At 65.2% G+C, this 17980-nt stretch carries 18 protein-coding genes; 6 read left to right on the top strand and 12 right to left on the bottom strand.

Annotated features, from left to right (window positions below):
* Nucleotides 1–31: 31 nt before the first annotated feature.
* Together FCT00_RS11905 and FCT00_RS11910 are read left to right on the top strand one after the other, a co-directional pair.
* Entirely contained in the window at nucleotides 32–2821 is a 2790-nt protein-coding gene (locus tag FCT00_RS11905; protein ID WP_235889011.1) for a bifunctional [glutamine synthetase] adenylyltransferase/[glutamine synthetase]-adenylyl-L-tyrosine phosphorylase, read from the top strand.
* Nucleotides 2818–3084, top strand: a complete 267-nt coding sequence (locus FCT00_RS11910) for a hypothetical protein (RefSeq protein ID WP_138423173.1) — start codon at nucleotides 2818–2820, stop codon at nucleotides 3082–3084. Before FCT00_RS11905 ends, FCT00_RS11910 begins: the two co-directional genes overlap by 4 nt.
* Before the next feature lie 44 nt (nucleotides 3085–3128).
* Here the strand turns inward: FCT00_RS11910 and eda are convergent, their stop codons facing one another.
* Nucleotides 3129–3776, bottom strand: coding sequence for a bifunctional 4-hydroxy-2-oxoglutarate aldolase/2-dehydro-3-deoxy-phosphogluconate aldolase (eda, locus tag FCT00_RS11915; protein WP_138423174.1), 648 nt, complete (start codon nucleotides 3774–3776; stop codon nucleotides 3129–3131).
* A 4-nt stretch (nucleotides 3777–3780) separates the two neighbouring features.
* A complete protein-coding gene (gene edd, locus FCT00_RS11920; protein ID WP_138423175.1) occupies nucleotides 3781–5586 on the bottom strand; it encodes a phosphogluconate dehydratase in 1806 nt (601 codons plus the stop codon).
* 213 nt (nucleotides 5587–5799) lie between these two features.
* Between edd and FCT00_RS11925 the strand changes: the two genes are divergently transcribed.
* Both FCT00_RS11925 and FCT00_RS11930 read left to right on the top strand, forming a co-directional pair.
* Nucleotides 5800–7008, top strand: a complete 1209-nt coding sequence (locus tag FCT00_RS11925; RefSeq protein ID WP_138423176.1) for an RSP_2647 family RNA methyltransferase — start codon at nucleotides 5800–5802, stop codon at nucleotides 7006–7008.
* The gene (locus FCT00_RS11930) at nucleotides 7005–7559 is read left to right on the top strand and encodes an RSP_2648 family PIN domain-containing protein (RefSeq protein WP_138423177.1); all 555 of its coding nucleotides are present in this window, start codon (nucleotides 7005–7007) and stop codon (nucleotides 7557–7559) included. The genes FCT00_RS11925 and FCT00_RS11930 overlap by 4 nt, the downstream gene beginning before the upstream one ends.
* Here the strand turns inward: FCT00_RS11930 and FCT00_RS11935 are convergent.
* From FCT00_RS11935 to guaA, 9 genes are all read right to left on the bottom strand, one after another.
* A complete protein-coding gene (locus FCT00_RS11935; protein ID WP_008328763.1) occupies nucleotides 7556–8179 on the bottom strand; it encodes a TetR/AcrR family transcriptional regulator in 624 nt (207 codons plus the stop codon). The two genes, FCT00_RS11930 and FCT00_RS11935, sit on opposite strands and share 4 nt — an antisense overlap.
* Before the next feature lie 5 nt (nucleotides 8180–8184).
* Nucleotides 8185–9054 carry a polyphosphate kinase 2 gene (ppk2, locus tag FCT00_RS11940; protein ID WP_138423178.1) on the bottom strand — a complete coding sequence of 290 codons (870 nt, stop codon included), beginning with the start codon at nucleotides 9052–9054 and terminating at the stop codon, nucleotides 8185–8187.
* Between the two features lie 33 nt (nucleotides 9055–9087).
* Nucleotides 9088–10035, bottom strand: coding sequence for an alpha/beta fold hydrolase (locus tag FCT00_RS11945; protein ID WP_138423179.1), 948 nt, complete (start codon nucleotides 10033–10035; stop codon nucleotides 9088–9090).
* On the bottom strand, nucleotides 10019–10936 hold the full coding sequence (gene metA / locus FCT00_RS11950; RefSeq protein WP_008328766.1) for a homoserine O-acetyltransferase MetA: 918 nt from the start codon (nucleotides 10934–10936) through the stop codon (nucleotides 10019–10021). Before metA ends, FCT00_RS11945 begins: the two co-directional genes overlap by 17 nt.
* Nucleotides 10937–10978: 42 nt before the next feature.
* Nucleotides 10979–11839, bottom strand: a complete 861-nt coding sequence (locus FCT00_RS11955) for an ATPase (RefSeq protein ID WP_138423180.1) — start codon at nucleotides 11837–11839, stop codon at nucleotides 10979–10981.
* A gap of 60 nt (nucleotides 11840–11899) precedes the next feature.
* On the bottom strand, nucleotides 11900–12262 hold the full coding sequence (locus FCT00_RS11960) for a hypothetical protein (protein WP_212748008.1): 363 nt from the start codon (nucleotides 12260–12262) through the stop codon (nucleotides 11900–11902).
* Entirely contained in the window at nucleotides 12259–13173 is a 915-nt protein-coding gene (locus FCT00_RS11965; protein WP_138423181.1) for a DMT family transporter, read from the bottom strand. The genes FCT00_RS11960 and FCT00_RS11965 overlap by 4 nt, the downstream gene beginning before the upstream one ends.
* A gap of 15 nt (nucleotides 13174–13188) precedes the next feature.
* Entirely contained in the window at nucleotides 13189–13338 is a 150-nt protein-coding gene (locus FCT00_RS21465; protein WP_008328770.1) for a hypothetical protein, read from the bottom strand.
* A gap of 353 nt (nucleotides 13339–13691) precedes the next feature.
* Complete coding sequence (gene guaA / locus FCT00_RS11970; protein ID WP_138423182.1) at nucleotides 13692–15272, bottom strand: glutamine-hydrolyzing GMP synthase; 1581 nt, start codon at nucleotides 15270–15272, stop codon at nucleotides 13692–13694.
* Between the two features lie 147 nt (nucleotides 15273–15419).
* Here guaA and FCT00_RS11975 point away from each other — a divergent pair, with 147 nt between their 5' ends.
* Nucleotides 15420–15905, top strand: coding sequence for a YciE/YciF ferroxidase family protein (locus FCT00_RS11975; protein ID WP_008328788.1), 486 nt, complete (start codon nucleotides 15420–15422; stop codon nucleotides 15903–15905).
* Nucleotides 15906–16051: 146 nt separating this feature from the next.
* On the top strand, nucleotides 16052–17608 hold the full coding sequence (locus FCT00_RS11980; RefSeq protein WP_138423183.1) for a trimethylamine methyltransferase family protein: 1557 nt from the start codon (nucleotides 16052–16054) through the stop codon (nucleotides 17606–17608).
* Here the strand turns inward: FCT00_RS11980 and FCT00_RS11985 are convergent.
* Nucleotides 17599–17892 (bottom strand): DUF6477 family protein, encoded by a 294-nt coding sequence (locus FCT00_RS11985; RefSeq protein ID WP_138423184.1) that lies wholly within the window; start codon nucleotides 17890–17892, stop codon nucleotides 17599–17601. The two genes, FCT00_RS11980 and FCT00_RS11985, sit on opposite strands and share 10 nt — an antisense overlap.
* Nucleotides 17893–17980 lie beyond the last annotated feature (88 nt).

Raw genomic sequence — 17980 nt, forward strand, 5'->3', positions numbered from 1 at the left:
CACCCCCGACCGCGCAGCCAATCTCCGCGCCATGTCCTTCGCCAGCCATATCACCCGTTGCCCGCGCCCGTTCGAAACCGACCCGGCCGGGGAAATCGCCACATCGTTCGGTGACCTTGCCCCAGAGTTGGTCGAGGTTCTGTCGGGCACGGCAGGCTGTTCGCCCTATCTCATGGGTCTGATGACGAAGGAGGACGCGTGGCTGCGTGAGGCCCTGTCGATGGACCCTGACGAGGCGATCGACAGGGCGCTGGTCATCGAGGGCGAAAGCGAGGCCGATTTGTCCGCTGCGCTCAGACAGGCCAAGCGCCGCGTCGCGCTTTACACCGGGCTGGCCGACCTTGCCGGGGTCTGGCCGCTGGAAAAGGTCACGGGCGCGCTGACCAAGCTTGCGGATATCGCCACTGACAAGGCGCTGAAGTTCCACGTCGGGCGTGAGATCGCGCGCGGCAAGCTGCCCGGCGCGACCGAGGACGACATCGCGACCGCTGGCGGGGCCTTCGCGCTTGCGATGGGCAAGATGGGGGCCGGGGAGCTGAACTACTCCTCCGACATCGACCTTATCATGCTGTTCGATGAGACGCGCTATGACGATGACGATTACCACGACGCCCGCGCCAGCCTGATCCGGGCGGTGCGCAAAATGTCGTCGATGCTGTCCGAGAACACCGCCGACGGCTATGTCTTTCGCACCGACCTGCGTTTGCGTCCCGATCCCTCGGTCACGCCCGTCATCATCTCGACCGATGCCGCCGAACGCTATTACGAAAGCCTCGGCCGCACGTGGGAGAGGGCGGCGCATATCAAGGCGCGCAGCTGTGCGGGCGATATCGAGGCGGGCGACAGGTATCTCGAGGTGCTGCGGCCCTTCGTCTACCGCAAACACCTCGATTTCGCGGCCATTCAGGACGCGCACGACATGCGGTTGCGCATTCGCGAGCACAAGGGGCTGGGCGGTCCGATCACGCTGCCGGGGCACGACATGAAGCTTGGGCGCGGCGGCATTCGCGAGATTGAGTTCTTCACCCAGACCCGGCAACTGATCGCGGGGGGGCGCGACCCCGAGCTGCGCCTGCGCGGCACGGTCGAGGGTCTGGCCGCCTTGGTCGAAAAGGGCTGGGTGCCTGCCGACGTGGCCGAGACGCTGACCCGGCACTACCGCTTCCACCGCGATGTCGAGCACCGGGTCCAGATGGTGCGCGATGCCCAGACGCACAAGCTGCCCAACACGGACGAGGGTTTCCGGCGGCTGGCCTGCATGATGGACATGGACCGCGCGCACCTCGTGTCCGACCTCACCACCGCGCTGACCGAAGTGCACGACCTGACCGAGGGGTTCTTTGCGCCCGGCGATGCCTCGGCCCCGACAGCGGACCTCGACAAGGAAGAGGCCGAGATCGTCGAGGGGTGGAAGGCCTATCCGGCGCTGCGTTCATCGCGTGCGGTCACCATCTTCGACCGGCTGAAACCGGATCTGCTGGCGGCTCTCAAGGGGGCCGCGCGCCCCCGCGAGGCGATCATCAATTTCGATAAGTTTCTCAGCGGCTTGCCTGCGGGCGTTCAACTGTTTTCCCTGTTCGACTCGAACCCCACGCTGGTCGATCTGATCGTCGACATCGCCGCCACCGCGCCCGCGCTTTCGGTCTATCTGGGCCGCAACGCGCAGGTGCTGGACGCGGTGATCGGGGGCGATTTCTTCTCGGCATGGCCCGGCGAAAGCGGCCTGCGGGCCGATCTTCAGGAAACGCTCGACGCGCTCCCGGACTACGAAGCCAAGCTCGACGGGGCGCGGCGCTGGATGAAGGAATGGCATTTCCGCATCGGCGTTCACCTGCTGCGCGGCCTAACGCCTCCGGCCGAGGCGGGGCTGGACTATGCCGACCTCGCCGATGCCGTGGTCCGGGTGATCTGGCCGCTGGTGGCGGAGGAATTCGCGCGCAAACACGGGACTCCACCGGGCAATGGCGCGGTTCTGCTCGGCATGGGCAGCCTTGGCGCGCGCACCGTCGGCCCGGCCTCGGACCTCGACCTGATCGTGATTTATGACGCGCCGGGCGACGCGGAGTCGGACGGCAAAAGGCCCCTTGGGTCAAGGGCTTACTATTCACGCCTCACGCAAGCGATGGTGACGGCGCTTTCGGCCCAGATGCCCGAAGGGCGGCTTTACGAAGTCGACATGCGTCTGCGGCCCTCGGGCCGTCAGGGCCCGGTCGCCACCTCGCTCGCCGCGTTTTCCGCCTACCAGCGGGACGAGGCCTGGACGTGGGAGCATCTGGCGCTCACCCGTGCCCGGCCCATCGCGGGCGACATGGCCATCGGCGACGCGGTGGAAGAGGTCCGGGCCGAGGTGCTGGGCCGCGACCGCGACCCGGCCCGCACCATCGCCGACGTGATCGAGATGCGCGCCCGGATCGCCGAAGCCAAGGGCGACACCGGGCCGTTGGACCCCAAGATCGGGCCGGGGCGGTTGCAGGACATCGAACTCGTCGCGCAATGCGCCGCGGTTCTGGCGCCGGAAACGCCCCGGCTGACCGAGGATCAGATCGCCATCGGAGTCGAGATCGGCTGGATCACCCAGGACGAGGCCGAGGCGCTCAACGCGGCATATGACACGATGCGGCGGCTGCAAAGCGGTGCCAAGCTCATCACCGACGGCACGCTCGATCTGGACACGGTCGGGCAGGGTGGCCGCGCCTTCCTGTTCCGGCTGATGGAGGTCGAGGATGGCGAGGCGCTGCTCGACCGCGTGACAGGCTGCGCCGAAACGGCGACGAAGGCGATCGAGGCGATCCTTGCACGCAGACCGGGAGAGACGGCATGACACCCGACGAAATCGACCCGAAGGGACTGATCCGCGAGGCCTATCGCATCGAAGGCGTGTCGCTTGAAGACTGCCGGGGCATCTTTTTCGATTGGGTGCTGGGCCATCGCGAGCGCCGGATCGGCGCGGCGGAGGTGGCGGCGCTTCTCGACCTGTATGGCGGGGCCGCGCCCGATCACCCGATGACACGGGTTCTGCGCGAGGGCAAAGACAGCATCACCACCGCGCCCAGACGCCGGGGCGGGGCCCGCGCGCGGCGTTGAACGGATCAGCGATCGAGGTCAACTCATCCCTCGCAAAACGCGCGTCAGCGGGGAAGCGTCGCCGCCTCGGCTGCGAGCCGTTCGATCCCGGCCCAGTCGCCCGATTTGAACATCTCTTTTGGCGCGACCCACGACCCGCCCGCGCAGATCACGTTGGGCAGCGACAGGTAATCGCGCGCGTTCTTCGGGCTCACGCCGCCCGTGGGGCAGAACCGGATCTGCGGCAGGGGCGAGGCGAGCGATTTCAGGAAGGGCGCACCGCCCGCCGCCTCGGCCGGAAAGAATTTCTGGATGGTGTAACCGCGCTCCAAAAGGCGCATCGCCTCGGTCGCGGAAGCCGCACCGGGCAAGAGCGGCAGCCCCGCCTCTTCGCAGGCGTCGAGCAGCGTGTCCGTCGCGCCGGGCGAGACGCCGAATTTCGCGCCGGCATCCACCGCCCGTTGCACGTCCTTCGGAGTGAGCAGGGTGCCGGCCCCCACGACGCCGCCTTCGACACGGGCCATTTCGGCAATCACCTCGAGCGCGGCATCGGTGCGCAAGGTCACCTCCAGCGCAGGCAAACCGCCCGCGACCAGCGCGGCGGCGAGGGGTGCGGCATGGGCCACATCCTCGACGATCAGCACGGGCACGATGGGGGCCAGTTCGCAGATTTCGGCGGCTTTGGCAGAGGCTTCGGCAGGGGTCATCGTCATCTCCTTACACAACCACGCCCGCGCCCTCGGTGGCGAGGCCGACGTTCTGGCGGAACATTTCGAATAGCTCGCGGCCAAGACCACGGGAATTGGCCGACAGGTCCATCGTGGCGGGCGTGCGCGCGTCGAACCCTTCGGTCAGCACGTCGATGGTGCCGTTCGTGGCATCCACGCGCACCAGATCGCCGTCCTGCACCTTGGCGATGGGGCCACCGTCCACCGCTTCGGGCGAGACATGGATCGCGGCGGGCACCTTGCCCGACGCACCGGACATGCGCCCGTCGGTCACGAGCGCGACCTTCAGGCCCCGATCCTGTAGCACGGCGAGCGTCGGCGTCAGCCCGTGAAGCTCAGGCATCCCGTTGGCCTTGGGGCCTTGGAACCGCACGACGACCACCGTGTCCTCGGTGAACGCGCCCGCCTTGAACGCTTCCTTGACCGACGCCTGATCGGTGAAGACCCGCGCCTTGGCTTCGATCACGTGGCGCGCGGGATCGACCGCCGACACTTTCATGACCGCATGGCCGAGGTTGCCCACCAACTGCGACAAGCCGCCGGTTTTCTGGAACGGATCGGCATAGGGGCGCACGATCTTGTCGTTCAGCGTCTTGCGCGGGCCGGGTTCGTATTTCACCCGGTCGCCGTCCACTTTGGGCTCCTGCGTATAGGCTTCCAGCCCGCCGCCCGCGACGGTGCGGGTGTCGGGGTGCAACATGCCCTCGTCCAGCAGGTCGCCGATGAGGTAGCCAAGCCCGCCCGCGGCGTGGAAATGGTTCACGTCGGCCAGGCCGTTCGGATAGACCCGCGCCATGAGCGGCGTGACGGCCGAGATGTCGGCGAAATCCTGCATCGTCAGTTCGATCCCGGCGGCCCGCGCCATGGCGGGCAGGTGGATGAGCAGGTTCGTGGATCCGCCCGTGGCCATCAGCCCGACGATCCCGTTCACGAAGGCCTTTTCGTCCAGCACCTCGGCGACCGGGGTGAAGGCATTGCCCAATGCGGTGATCTGCGTGGCGCGGCGCGCACCCTCCATCGTCAGGGCATCGCGCAGCGGCGTGTTCGGGTTCACGAAGGACGCGCCGGGCAGGTGCAGCCCCATGAACTCCATCAGCATCTGGTTCGAATTGGCGGTGCCGTAGAAGGTGCAGGTGCCGGGGCCGTGATAGGCCTCCATCTCGGCCTGCATAAGGGCGTCGCGGCCCACTTCGCCCGCCGCGAATTTCTGGCGTACCTTGGCCTTTTCGTCGTTCGGCAGGCCGGAGGTCATGGGCCCTGCCGGCATGAAGATGCCGGGGATATGGCCGAAGGTGGCGGCGGCGATCACCAGACCCGGCACGATCTTGTCGCAGACGCCCAAGTAAAGCGCGGCGTCGAAGGTGTTGTGACTGAGCGCCACGCCCGAGGCGAGCGCGATCACATCGCGAGAGAACAGCGACAGCTCCATTCCGGTCTCGCCCTGTGTGACACCGTCGCACATGGCCGGAACGCCCCCCGCCACCTGCGCCGTCGCACCCTCGGCCCGTGCGGCGGCCTTGATGAGGTCGGGGAACCGCTCGAACGGCTGGTGGGCTGACAGCATGTCGTTGAAGGTGGTGACGATCCCGATGTTGGGCGCATCCTTGGTGGCGAGCGCGTGTTGATCGGGGCCAGCCCCGGCATAGGCATGCGCCTGACCCGAACAACTCAGATGGCCGCGCTTCGGCCCCTTGTCGATCTGCGCCTGAATCCCTTCCATGTAGGAGGCGCGCCGTGCGGCGCTGCGGTCGATGATCCGTTGGGTGACCCGTTCGATCTCGCTGTTGAGAGCCATGGGAAGTCCTATTCTGATCGCGCGTTCTGGCGACCGCATATCATGTCGTGATAGCGCTAACAACCCGGCGAACGCATCAGGCCGGGCAGGGCGCCCTCGTCCGACGCTACCATGCCTTTCCCCGGCGTCCCGTGCAAACGGCGCGAAACCGTCCGCGGGCGGGCACGTGCGCAGCCTCTTCCCGCCCGGACGCGAACGGGATAGGCAGTGCGCATGAACGATACGCAAAAGGGCAATCGCCCGTCCATCCGCCTCAAGCCGAAAGCCAACGCGCGTGCGATCCGTCACGGCGCGCCGTGGGTCTATGACAACGAACTGGTCACGGACCGGCGCACCAAGGCCATCGCGCCGGGCACCATCGCCCGGTTGGAGGACGCGGAGCGTGCGGCCCTGGGCACTGTCGCGGTGAACCCGAACTCGCGCATTTTCGCGCGGATGCTGGATCGCGACCCCGAGGCGGTGATCGACAAGGCATGGCTCGCCGCAAAGGTCGAACTGGCGCTCGCTCACCGTGCACGGCTATTTCCCGACCCGTTCTACCGCCTGATCCATGCCGAGGCCGACGGGCTGCCCGGCGTGGTCATCGACCGCTTCGGCGATACAGCGGTGATCCAGCCCAACGCGGCCTGGGCCGATGTGTTGTTCGACGATCTGGCGGCGGCGGTGGCCGAAGTCACGGGCATGACCACGGTGGTCAAGAACGCAAGCGGTCGGGCGCGGGGGCTTGAAGGGCTGGACGAGGAGACGCTGGTGGAGCGCGGGGCGGTCGACGGCCCGGTCCCGGTGCCGATGAACGGCGCGACCTATATGGCCGACCTTCTTGGCGGGCAGAAGACGGGCCTTTTCTTCGACCAACGTCCGAACCACGCCTTCGCCGCGACGCTTTCGAACGGCGCGCGCGTGCTCGACGTCTTCAGCCATGTCGGGGGCTTCTCGCTCGCCGCACTGGCGAACGGCGCGACTTCCGCGCTGGCCGTCGACGGCTCGCAACCCGCGCTGGACCTCGCCACCCAAGGCGCCGAAGCCACGGGCGTGGCGGACCGCTTCGACACCCGCCAAGGCGACGCTTTTGACGTGCTGACCGCGCTTGGCGAAGCGGGCGAGGTGTTCGATGTGGTCATCTGCGACCCGCCCGCCTTTGCGCCCAACAAACAGGCGCTCGACGCTGGCCTCAGGGCCTATGAGCGCATCGCAAGGCTGGCCGCGCCCCTCGTGGCCCCCGGCGGCTATCTGGGCCTGTGCTCCTGCTCCCACGCCGCCGACCTCGACAGCTTCCGCAAGTCCAGCGTGCGGGGCATCGGGCGCGGTGGCCGCTCCGCGCAATTGATACACACGGGCTTTGCCGGCCCCGACCACCCGCAACATCCGGCGCTTGCCGAAAGCGGCTACCTCAAGGCGCTGTTCTTCCGGCTGACCGCATGAAGGTTCTGATCGACGCCTGCGTGCTTTACCCGACGGTGATGCGCGAGATGGTGATCGGTGTGGCCAAGGCGGGGTTGTTCGAGCCGAAGTGGAGCCCTCGCATCCTCGAAGAATGGGCGCGGGCAGCGGCGAAGCTCGGTCCGGGGCAGGAGGCGCTGGCGCGCGGTGAAATCGCGACGTTGGAGGCCGACTGGCCCCGCGCCTCGTTCCGGCCCAAGGATGGCGACATGAGCCGCCTGTCGCTGCCCGACCCCGACGACGTGCATGTTCTGGCCTCGGCCATAGCATCCTCGGCGGACGTGCTGATGACGCTGAACATCAAGGACTTCCCCCGGCAATTGCTGGGCGAAGAGGGGCTGGTGCTGGCAAGTCCCGACCCGTTTCTGCTGGGGCTTTACGAAGAGGCACCCGAAGCGGTCGAAACGGTCGCCCGCGCCGTGCTGGACGAGGCGATCCGGCTGTCGGGCGAGGATTGGACGATCCGCAAACTGATGAAAAAAGCCCGCCTGCCACGACTCGGCAAGGCATTGGAAGCCTCGGGCAAGTTCTAGCTGTCGGCCTTGATAAGTCCCAAGCCCCGCAGGTAGACGCCGATCCCGCTTTCCAGCAGATCCTCGGGCGGAAACGGCGACTTGGTGCCGGGCGAGCCACGACCGAAAAGTTCGACGACACCGTGCGACATGGCCCAGATATGGGCCGAGACCATCCGGGCCGGCGGCCGTTTCTCGGGCGGCACGTCTTTCAGCAGTTCGTTCGCCGCCATGTCGAGCACGCCGAGCGCCCGGTTCGCCACATGGGCCAGATCGGCGGATTTGTTGATCGACACCCCGGACTCGAACATCGCGATGTAATGCCCCGGAAAGCGGCGGGAAAATGCCAAATAGGCCCGCCCCGTCGCCTCGAACGAGGCCAGCGCCGAGGGCTGGCCCTTGGCGTAGGCGTGTTCCATCAGGTCCGCGAAAATCTCATACCCCTGACGCGCGGCCTCGGCGATCAGGTCTTCGCGCCCGTCGAAGTGACGATAGACGGCGGCGGGCGTCACGCCAGCCTGCTTGGCCGCTTCCGACAGCGTGAACCCGGTCGGGCCCTTTTCCTCGATCAAGGTCAAAGCGGCCTCGACGAGCGCCTGCCGGAGGTTGCCATGATGATATCCGCGCTTTTTCGTGGGCACCGGCGTCAGCTTTCCCAGATGTCCAGCCCGCCCGCGATCTTGGGGTCGGGGGCACAGGCCACGTCGTGGATTTTCTTCTCGTAATCAATGCCCTGCAACACGGTCTTGATGGCTGCAAGTCGAGCGCGCTTTTTGTCGTCGGAACGGATGATCGTCCAGGGCGCATAGGGAAAATGCGACTTGGCGAAGGTTTCCGAGATCGCATCGGAATAGGCCTGCCAACGGCTCAACCCCTGAACGTCGATGGACGAAAGTTTCCAATGCTTTAGCGGATCCTGCTCACGCGCCATGAAGCGGCGGAGTTGTTCTGCGCGGCCGACGTTCAGCCAGAGCTTCACGAAGTAGATGCCCTCGTCCACCAGCATGTGCTCGAACTCCGGCAACTGCCGGAAGAACGCCGCGCGCTCGGCCTCGTCGCAGAAGCCGAACACCTTTTCGACCACACCGCGGTTGTACCACGAGCGGTCGAAAAGCACGATCTCACCTTCGGTCGGCAAGTGGCTGACATAGCGTTGGAAATACCATTCGCCCTGTTCTCGGTCCGAGGGTTTCGGAAGCGCGACGACCCGCGCGACACGGGGGTTCAAGTTCATCCGCATCCGCTTGATCGTGCCGCCCTTGCCAGCGGCATCGCGCCCTTCGAACACGACGACGACGCGCTTTCCGGTCGCCTTCACATCGGCCTGCAACTTCACCAGTTCAAGCTGGAGCGCCTCCAGCTCGTCCTCGTAATCGTCCTTGTCCATTTCTTCGGCATAAGGATAGGACGGGTCGAGCATATCGTCCTTGCCCGCACCCTCGATGGCCTTGCGCACATCCTCGGGCGCTTCGTCCGCATAGAATTTCGAGATTGCGCCGTCGAAAGGCAGGTCCATCGCCGTCTCCCGTGTCCAGTCAGGCCAGTATGGCTATTTGACCCCGGCGCGCAACGCCGCGCGGTCGATGGCGGCGATGGTTTCCGCCATCTCGACGTGATGGGGCATGTGTCCAACGCCGTCGAGCACCGTCAGGTTTCCGTTCTGCACCTCTTCGACCAGCGGTTCCGAATGGACCGACAGCCCGACGGTGGTGTCGGCGTCGCCGTGGATCACCTCGACCGGGATCTCGACATCGGCATAACGCGGTTGCTGCTCTTCAAGGTGGTGGAGCAGTTCGTGCCGCTGTTGCGCGTTGGCCTTGAATTGTTCGGGCAGCAGGATCATGCCCGCACCGATGTAATCGGCATATCCGGGCAGGGGATCGTTCGGCGCGAAGACCGCGTTGATCTGGGCTTCCAGATAGGCTTCGGGCAGCCATGCCGAGATGACATGCGCCATGATCGGCCCGATCACGGGTTGGGCGAGCAGGGCGTAAAGCGTGTCGCGGCCACCGGGCCACGGATGCGTGGCCCCGGCGATCGAGACGGCGGCCGAGATATGGTCGGGGTGATAGACCGCCCAGTTCATCACGAGCGCCCCGCCAAAGCTCTGGCCCGCGACGACGGGGTTTTCGACCCCTAGAGCGCGGGTGGCCTCGACCATGAGCGTGGTCTGTTCCGACAGGGTCACGCCGTTGGGTTTGAGCGGCGGGGTATAGCCCAGCCCCGGACGGTCGAGGATCGTGACGCGGTAGCTTTCGGCCAACACCGGCGCGATGTCGAAGGTCCAGTCGCGGGTGGACCCGGACGCGCCATGAAGCAGCACCAAATCCGGCCCTTCGCCCATCTGGACGTAATGCACCGGATGCCCGTCCACGACGATGAACCGACCCTCGGGCGGATGCGCGCGGTAGGCGGCAAGCCGACGGTTTTCCACCCGGATCATCGTCGCGCAGGCGAAAAGCGCGAGGATCAGGAGAAGGCTAAGTGCCAATTTCATTCTGATCGTAGGGCGTCGTCTGGTAAATTTCGTTGATCCAGTTGCCGTAAAGCAAATGCGCGTGGCTGCGCCAACGGTTCTTGGGCGGCTTGGTCGGGTCGTCGTCCGGGTAATAGTTGATCGGCACCTCGATCGGCGTGCCGGAGGCGGTGTCGCGGTCGTATTCCTGCTTCAACGTGTCCGAGTCGTACTCGAAATGGTTGAAGATATAGAGCGCCCGGTGCGCCGGGTCTTCGACCAGACACGGCCCCGTCTCGGGCGACCCGAGAAGGGTGGTCAGCCCATCGGCTGCATCGATCTCATCCTGTTTCATCTCGGTCCACCGGCTTACGGGAATGACGAAGCTGTCCGAGAAGCCACGCAGATAGGGCGAATTTGGTTTCAGCTTTTCCTGCGGAAAGCAGCCGAAGCTTTTTTCCGGCAGGATATGCTTCTGAACCCCGTGGAAATGATAGATCATCGCCATCCCGCCCCAGCAGACGCCGAAGGTGGAATGCACGTTGGTCTGGGTCCAGTCCATGACCTCGACCATCTCGTCCCAATAGGTCACGTCTTCGAACGGCAGATGTTCGATCGGTGCGCCAGTGATGATGAGCCCGTCGAACTTCTCGTCCTTCACGTCCTGAAAATCGCGATAGAACATGCCCAGATGCTCCTCCGGCGTGTTCTTGGAGGCGTGCTCGGTCATCTTGATGAGCGTGAAGTCGATCTGAAGCGGGGTCGCCCCGATCAGGCGCGCGAACTGCGTCTCGGTCTGGATCTTCTTAGGCATCAGGTTCAAAAGCCCGATTTTCAGGGGCCGGATATCCTGCCGCGCCGCCTGATTTTCCGACATGACCATGACGCCCTCGCGCGAAAGCACGTCGGCGGCAGGCAGGTCGGCAGGGATCTTGATCGGCATCGGAAGCTCCGGTTGAAAGGTTCGGGTGAGATAAGCCTTTGATCACCGGGCCTCAAGGGCCGCCGCGATCAGGTCGTCGAAGTCGTCGGGGGACCGGACCTTCGCCACGTCGTCGGCCTTGACCTTGACCCCCCATTTCTCGGCCATCGCGGCATAGAGCGGGTGGCGGTGGTGCAGCGCCTTGGCATAGGTCGAGCGCACGAAGTCGTCCGGGTCCACCTGTTCTTCGGGCAGACCCTTTTCGGCAAGATAGTCGGCCCAGCAGGCTTCGAGGAAGGCAGGCTGGTAATACATCGGCTTGGGCGCCTTGATGAACCGTCGGACGAGTTCCTCGGTATGCGCCTCGGACCCTTCGATCCAGACCATCAGAAGGTTGTCGGACAGGGCGGTCAGCACCGGATCCGTCGGATCGTGCGGGTCCACGACCTCGCAGATCGAGCCGCCGCTGTCGCAGACGAAGTTGTCGTAGCCGTAAAGCGACTTGGCGCGGCGCACGAAACGCACCGTGTCGAGCAGGGCGTTGATCTCGGCGTCGCGATGCTCGGCCTGCCGCTGCATGTAGACGTCCCACGGCAACCCGTGTTTCGACGGATCGCCGGGTTTGCCGAGATAGGTCGAAAGGGGCGCGAGATTGTTGAAGGTGATGTTCGACGCGATATAGACGCTGTCGGTCAACAGAAGCTCGCGCAGAAACGGGTTCTTCATCGCCTCGGACTTGAAATTGTCCGATATGAGCTCGCCCATGTATCGCGTGCCGATCCGGTAATCGACCGAGTAGTGAAACCACGCGCCGCCGTCGCGCAGCATGTTGGACAGGTGCGTCTTGCCCAGCCCGGACATGCCGAACAGCAGCACGCGCTTCGCCGTCGCGTCGCGCCAGTCTTTCGCGGTCTCGTAGATCATCGCCGTCCCTGCCGTGGTTCTTGCCCCGTGTGGTAGCGGGCGGGCGCGGGCAGGGCAAGATCAACCCCGGTCGTCACGCTCCTGCGCCGGGACCGGGCCGCGTTCGGGGTCGAAGGTCAGGCGGCCGGGGCGGCAGGCGCTTTGCGCGATGTCCTCCCACGAACAGCCACGGGCGCGCAGCGTGGCGATACTCGGCCCGCCCACGTCGCCATGCGCGCGCAGGGTCCGGGCTTCGATCAGGCTGCGCATCGGTTCGGGCGTGCGCGCCTTGAATGCATTGGCAAGTGCGCGGCGCCGGGCATGGAGGTGGCGTGCGATGGTTTCGGGCGCGTGACCTTCGGCCCACATCCGCTGTGCCTCGCCGTCGAGCGCGTGAACCTCGGCTTCGTATGCGGCGCGAAGGTCGCCCGCGCCACCGCTCATCCGACCCGCGCCCGCGCCTCGCGCACGCTGGCCCGGATGTTGATCCAGTTTGCCGTCAGGATCAGCGCGCCGCCGAGAATGACGGCCAGTTCCAACCGCTCCTGATAAAGCAGCCAGCCGATCAGGGCGATCACGGGCAGGCGGGCGAAGTCGATGGGCATGACCACCGTTGCAGGTGCCAGTTTGAGCGCCGAGGTCAGGCAGAAATGCGCGGCGAGGCCCGCGAAGCCGATGATGACGAGCCACGGCGCGGAGGTCGCGGACGGCAGGGCCATGTCGCCGTCGATGGCCGCGAGCGTGAGGCCGAAGACCGCCTGCATCGTCGTCAGGTAGAACAGGATCGAGGCAAGGCTTTGGGTGCGGGTCAGCTTGCGCGTGAACACGGCGGAGCCTGCAAAACCGATCGCGGCACCCAGCGCGGCCAGCACGCCCGGCTCAAGCTGCACCGAAAAGGGTCGCGTCACGACGAGGATGCCGAGAAAGCCCACGAAGGCCGCCAGCGCCCGCGGCGCGGTGATGCGCTCGGCCAGAAAGATCGGCGACATCGCGAGCACCCAGAGCGGCGAGGTGAATTCGAGCGCGAAGACCTGCGCGAGCGGGATCACCCCGACCGCGTAGAACCACAGATTCTGCCCAGTGAAGTGGGACACGTTGCGCACGAAATGCAGGCCCAGTTGGCGGCGCCCGACGCTTCCCCAAAGCCCGCGCGCGGAAATCACGGACACCACGATCACGATGCCGACGCAGGAGCGATAGAACATCAACTCGAAGGTGTCGTGGTCGAGGCTCACCTCGCGGCCCGCCACGGCCATGGTGGTGAAACAGGCAATCGCACCCAGCATCCAGAGCGAGGCGCTCAGGATCGGGTTCACTGTCGGGGCCAGACCCTGCTCGTTCGCGCCATCGATCATGGCGCGACCCTGCCGTCAGCCGGTGGGAACCGCAAGCATAATGAACGCGAAAAATCCGACGACGACGATGGCCGGAATGGCCGCCATCGCGATCAGCGACCCCGGCTTCTGCCAGCCCGGCTTTTCGTTGAAACACGATCCGCAGTAATTGCTCGCAAGCCGCATACGATGCCCGCACGCGGTGCATTTGAAAATCCTGATTGCCATTCCGTCCCCACGGCAGGCTATTTACAAAAGTCCTTAACGGTCGAAGCAGCCTCTCCACACCGTCTGAATCAAGACGGAGCCAGTGTCCGTCGGCGACTCGTTAACATGCTATTTCCACATGACAAAGTGAGTTGTGCGGGCGACGGTCCCTTTTGCGCGACGTGGTCCCAAAACGCTTTGGGTCGCCGGAAAATTCGGCAGTCCCCAAAAAAAAAATTTTTCCCACGATGAAGCATTGGGCGTTTTGCAAAATTCGAAAGGGGAAGTTCCCCCAGGAGTCAAAGCCGACTGGCTCACCCGTCCCACAAGGATCACTCCCACTCGATCGTCCCCGGAGGTTTCGAGGTGATGTCGTAGGTCACGCGGTTGATGCCTTGCACTTCGTTGATGATCCGCGTCGCGGTTTCGCCGAGGAATTCGTGGCTGAACGGATAGTAATCCGCCGTCATCCCGTCGACGCTGGTCACGGCGCGGAGCGCACAGGCGTAGTCATAGGTGCGCCCGTCGCCCATGACGCCCACGGTGCGCACGGGCAGGATCGCGACGAAGGCCTGCCAGATCTCGTCGTAAAGGCCGTGCTTGCGGATCTGGTCGATATAGACCGCATCCGCCTTGCGCAGGATGTCGAGCTTGTCGCGCGTGATCTCGCCCGGACAGCGGATCGCAAGACCGGGACCGGGGAAGGGGTGGCGGCCGATAAAGCTGGCGGGCAGGCCAAGCTCGTGACCCAGCGCGCGGACCTCGTCCTTGAAGAGTTCACGCAGCGGCTCGACCAGCTTCAGCCCCATCTTCTCGGGCAAACCGCCGACGTTGTGGTGTGACTTGATCGTCACCGAGGGACCGCCGCTGAACGACACGGATTCGATCACGTCCGGGTAAAGCGTGCCTTGGGCGAGGAAGTCGGCATCGTCGATCTCGCTCGCGTATTTCTGGAACACGTCGATGAAGAGCTTGCCGATGGTCTTGCGCTTCTGCTCGGGGTCCGAGACGCCCTCGAGTTCGCCAAGGAACAGGTCGCTCTCATCCGCATGGATCAGCTTCATGTTGTAGTGGTCGCGGAACATCGTGACCACTTCTTCGGCCTCGTTGAGCCGGAGAAGGCCGTGATCCACGAAGACGCAGGTCAGCTGGTCGCCAATCGCCTCGTGCAGCAGAACCGCCGTCACGGACGAGTCGACGCCGCCGGACAGACCGCAGATCACGTGGGACGAGCCGACCTGTTCGCGGATCTTGGCGATGGCTTCCTCACGGTAGGCGCCCATCGTCCAGTCGCCCTTGAAGCCTGCGTCGCGCACGAAGTTCTCATAGAGCGTCTTGCCGTTCGGGGTGTGATGCACCTCCGGGTGGAACTGCACGGCGTAGAACCGGCGCTCCAGATCGGCGGTGATCGCGAAGGGGGCGTTGGGCGAGGTACCGTAGACCTTGAAGCCCGGCGCGATCTTGGACACGTGGTCGCCGTGGCTCATCCACACCTGCTCGCGCCCCGTGCCGTCCATGAACCAGCCGTTGAGCGCGTCGATCCGCTCTTCGGTCGGGGTCACGTAGGCGCGGCCGAATTCGGCGGTGCCGTGCCCGCGCAGAACCTCGCCGCCCAGCATGTGCATCATGACCTGCTGGCCGTAACAGATGCCGAGGATCGGAACCCCGAGGTCGAAAACGCTTGCCGGCGGACGCGGCGAGCCTTCGTCGATCACGCTGGCCGGACCGCCCGAGAAGATCACGGCTTTCGGCGCGAACTCTTTCAGGAACGCATCGGTCACGTTCTGATAGGGGTGGATTTCGCAATAGACGTTCAACTCGCGCAGACGCCGCGCGATGAGCTGCGTCACCTGGCTGCCGAAGTCGATGATGAGAAGGCGCTGATGATCGCGCTGCGGGTCCGTGATGCTCATGGGCCAAGCAAATACGCGCCGCGCCACAGGCGCGCAAGCGCCCATCCGCCACAATCGACACACGCGCCGGGAACCCTGAGGCCGGCAGTCTCGTTTAGAGCCACAGACCCCCGGACGGGTCCAACCCCAACATTAGCGAGGCTAAACATGAACACCCTAGATGCCCTGTTCAAACATTTCCTGCGCGACATCTACTATGCCGAAAAGCAGGTACTGAAGACGCTGCCGAAAATGGCCCGCAAGGCCGACTCGGACGACCTCAAGACCGCCTTCGAAGATCACCGCGAAGAAACCGAGACCCAGATCGAAAACCTTGAGAAGGTGTTCGAGCATCTCGGGCTCAAGGCCCGTGGCGTCACCTGCGACGCGATCAACGGGATCCTCGACGAAGGCAAGGAGATCATGGAGGAAGCCGACGATCCCGATACCCGTGATGCGGGCATGATCGCGGCGGCGCAGGCGGTCGAGCATTACGAGATCACGCGCTACGGCACCCTGATCGCCTGGGCCAAGACCCTTGGGCTCGACCCCGAGGTCGGCAAGCTGTTGCAGGCGAATCTCGATCAGGAATACGACGCCGACCGCAAACTGTCGAAACTGGGCGAGGACAGCCTGAACCGTCAGGCGGCCTGAGCCGGGGCAGGCGGGGCCTCCGGTTTCAGGGCCCCGCCTGATCCAGCTTCGGCCCCGCGTCGTTTTCGCGCGTCAAATGTCGCAAACCCTCCCGACCCGGTGTCTGGGGCGGGCTATCAGGTGGCAGGATCAGCGCGGAGAACGATATGTCCGAAGAAGTGGCGACCGGCGAACGCAAAAGGCGGGCACGGGGCGGAGGCGGCGCGGCACGACGCGCGGAACGCACGGCCCCGCGATTCGACTCGGCCCCCGTGATCGTGCGCAAGACGCCGACGCTGGACATTCTGAACGACGAGGCCTTGTCGATCATCGAAACCAACGCGGAAACCGTGCTGGAAGAGATCGGGGTGGTCTTCGCCGAGAACCCCGGCGCGCTTGAGCGTTGGCGCGCGGCGGGTGCGGACGTGCGGGGGGAGCGGGTTCATATCCCCCGTGGCCTCGCCCGTGAATTGTGCAAGACCGCGCCCTCGTCTTTCACGCATCACGCCCGCAACCCCGAGCGGTCGGTCGAGATCGGCGGCAACAATCTCGTCTTCGCGCCGGTCTATGGCCCGCCCTTCGTGCGCGATCTGGACGGTGTGCGCCGTTACGCCACGATCGACGATTTCCGGACCTTCGTGAAGCTGGGCTATATGTCGAAATGGGTCCACCTGTCGGGCGGCACCCTGTGCGAGCCGACGGACGTTCCGGTGAACAAGCGTCACCTCGACATGCTCCATGCCCACATGACCCTGTCGGACAAGCCCTATATGGGTGCCGTGACCGACAAGGACTGGGCCGCTGATTGCGTCGAGATGTCCAAGATCCTGTTCGGGGCCGAGTTCGTCGACCAGAACGCGGTGATGACCTCGCTGGTCAACATCAACTCGCCGCTCACCTTCGACAGCGTCATGATGGGCACGTTGGAGACGTATGCCGCCGCAAATCAGGCCTGCATCGTGTCGCCCTTCATCGTCGGCGGTGCGATGGCGCCCGTGTCGGTGGCGGGCACGTTGACGCAGGTGCTGGCCGAGGTGATGGCGGGCGTCGCCTATTCGCAACTGGTGCGCAAGGGTGCGCCGGTGATCTTCGGCGCCTTCGTGACCTCGATCGACATGAACTCCGGCGCGCCGACCTTCGGGACGCCCGAGGCCACGCAGATCACGCTCGGCGCCGGGCAGCTGGCCCGCCGCATGGGTCTCCCGTTCCGCTCGTCCGGCGCGTTCACCGGCTCGAAACTGCCGGATGCGCAGGCGGGCTATGAAAGCGCGAACAGCCTTCAGATGGGGATGAATGCGGGCGTCAACTTCATGCTGCACGCCTGTGGCTGGCTCGAAGGCGGGCTGGTGTCGAGTTTCGAGAAATTCGTGCTGGATGCCGATCAGCTCGGGACGGTCCACAAATTCGCGGCGGGCGTCGCGATCGACGAGAACGCGCAGGCGATGGACGCGCTGCGCGAAGTGGGGCCGGGCGGGCACTACCTTGGCTGCGCCCACACGCAGGCCAATTTCAAGGACGCGTTCTGGCGCTCCGAGGTGCTCGACTACAAGCCCTATGAGACCTGGTTCGAAGAAGGGGCGCGGGATTCGTCGACGCTCGCCAATGCCCGGGTGCGCAAGCTGCTCGGCCAATACGAGGCACCGGCGATGGACCCCGCGGTGCGCGAGGCCATTGAAGCCTTCGTGGCGCGCCGCAAGGCCGAGATGCCCGACGCCTACAGCTGAACCTGATCGGGCGCGGCGAGGCTTCGGGCCTCGGCGATGATCGCGGTCAGCAACTCGATGTGCCGCGCGGGGGAGTAATCCGCGCCCCCGCTCCGGCGGAGGCTTTCCACCTGTTCTTCGTGCAGGAGCAGCTCGTCGATGGTGTGGTCATGGCGGGCGGGCGTCTTGCCCAGAATCCGCGGCAAGGCCCGCTTGCGATCATAGCCATCCAGCGCGAAGCGGGCGGCCTTCATCAAGAGTTTCGGGCGTTTCATCTGGCTGAGTCGGGTGATCGCGGGTCGCATCGTAGCCTCCGTTGAGCGTGATTCGATGCCGTTGTCGCACAACCTAGACGAGTGTTGCGTCGCAGCCCTGCGCTGCGTGCGATGCCTT

This window comes from Maritimibacter alexandrii (assembly GCF_005871115.1).
GTDB lineage: Bacteria > Pseudomonadota > Alphaproteobacteria > Rhodobacterales > Rhodobacteraceae > Maritimibacter > Maritimibacter alkaliphilus.

What these genes read in the sequence shown, in the direction of transcription:
- FCT00_RS11960 (WP_212748008.1), bottom strand. Translation starts at nt 12,262, where the DNA reads ATGAGCGGTGGCGCGGGCGACCTTCGCGCCGCATACGAAGCCGAGGTT.
- FCT00_RS11975 (WP_008328788.1), top strand. Translation starts at nt 15,420, where the DNA reads ATGAACACCCTAGATGCCCTGTTCAAACATTTCCTGCGCGACATCTAC.
- eda (WP_138423174.1), bottom strand. Translation starts at nt 3,776, where the DNA reads ATGACGATGACCCCTGCCGAAGCCTCTGCCAAAGCCGCCGAAATCTGC.
- ppk2 (WP_138423178.1), bottom strand. Translation starts at nt 9,054, where the DNA reads ATGGACCTGCCTTTCGACGGCGCAATCTCGAAATTCTATGCGGACGAA.
- guaA (WP_138423182.1), bottom strand. Translation starts at nt 15,272, where the DNA reads ATGAGCATCACGGACCCGCAGCGCGATCATCAGCGCCTTCTCATCATC.
- FCT00_RS11910 (WP_138423173.1), top strand. Translation starts at nt 2,818, where the DNA reads ATGACACCCGACGAAATCGACCCGAAGGGACTGATCCGCGAGGCCTAT.
- FCT00_RS11955 (WP_138423180.1), bottom strand. Translation starts at nt 11,839, where the DNA reads ATGATCTACGAGACCGCGAAAGACTGGCGCGACGCGACGGCGAAGCGC.
- FCT00_RS11965 (WP_138423181.1), bottom strand. Translation starts at nt 13,173, where the DNA reads ATGATCGATGGCGCGAACGAGCAGGGTCTGGCCCCGACAGTGAACCCG.
- FCT00_RS11945 (WP_138423179.1), bottom strand. Translation starts at nt 10,035, where the DNA reads ATGAAATTGGCACTTAGCCTTCTCCTGATCCTCGCGCTTTTCGCCTGC.
- FCT00_RS21465 (WP_008328770.1), bottom strand. Translation starts at nt 13,338, where the DNA reads ATGCGGCTTGCGAGCAATTACTGCGGATCGTGTTTCAACGAAAAGCCG.
- edd (WP_138423175.1), bottom strand. Translation starts at nt 5,586, where the DNA reads ATGGCTCTCAACAGCGAGATCGAACGGGTCACCCAACGGATCATCGAC.
- FCT00_RS11930 (WP_138423177.1), top strand. Translation starts at nt 7,005, where the DNA reads ATGAAGGTTCTGATCGACGCCTGCGTGCTTTACCCGACGGTGATGCGC.
- FCT00_RS11925 (WP_138423176.1), top strand. Translation starts at nt 5,800, where the DNA reads ATGAACGATACGCAAAAGGGCAATCGCCCGTCCATCCGCCTCAAGCCG.
- FCT00_RS11905 (WP_235889011.1), top strand. Translation starts at nt 32, where the DNA reads ATGTCCTTCGCCAGCCATATCACCCGTTGCCCGCGCCCGTTCGAAACC.
- FCT00_RS11985 (WP_138423184.1), bottom strand. Translation starts at nt 17,892, where the DNA reads ATGCGACCCGCGATCACCCGACTCAGCCAGATGAAACGCCCGAAACTC.
- FCT00_RS11980 (WP_138423183.1), top strand. Translation starts at nt 16,052, where the DNA reads ATGTCCGAAGAAGTGGCGACCGGCGAACGCAAAAGGCGGGCACGGGGC.
- metA (WP_008328766.1), bottom strand. Translation starts at nt 10,936, where the DNA reads ATGCCGATCAAGATCCCTGCCGACCTGCCTGCCGCCGACGTGCTTTCG.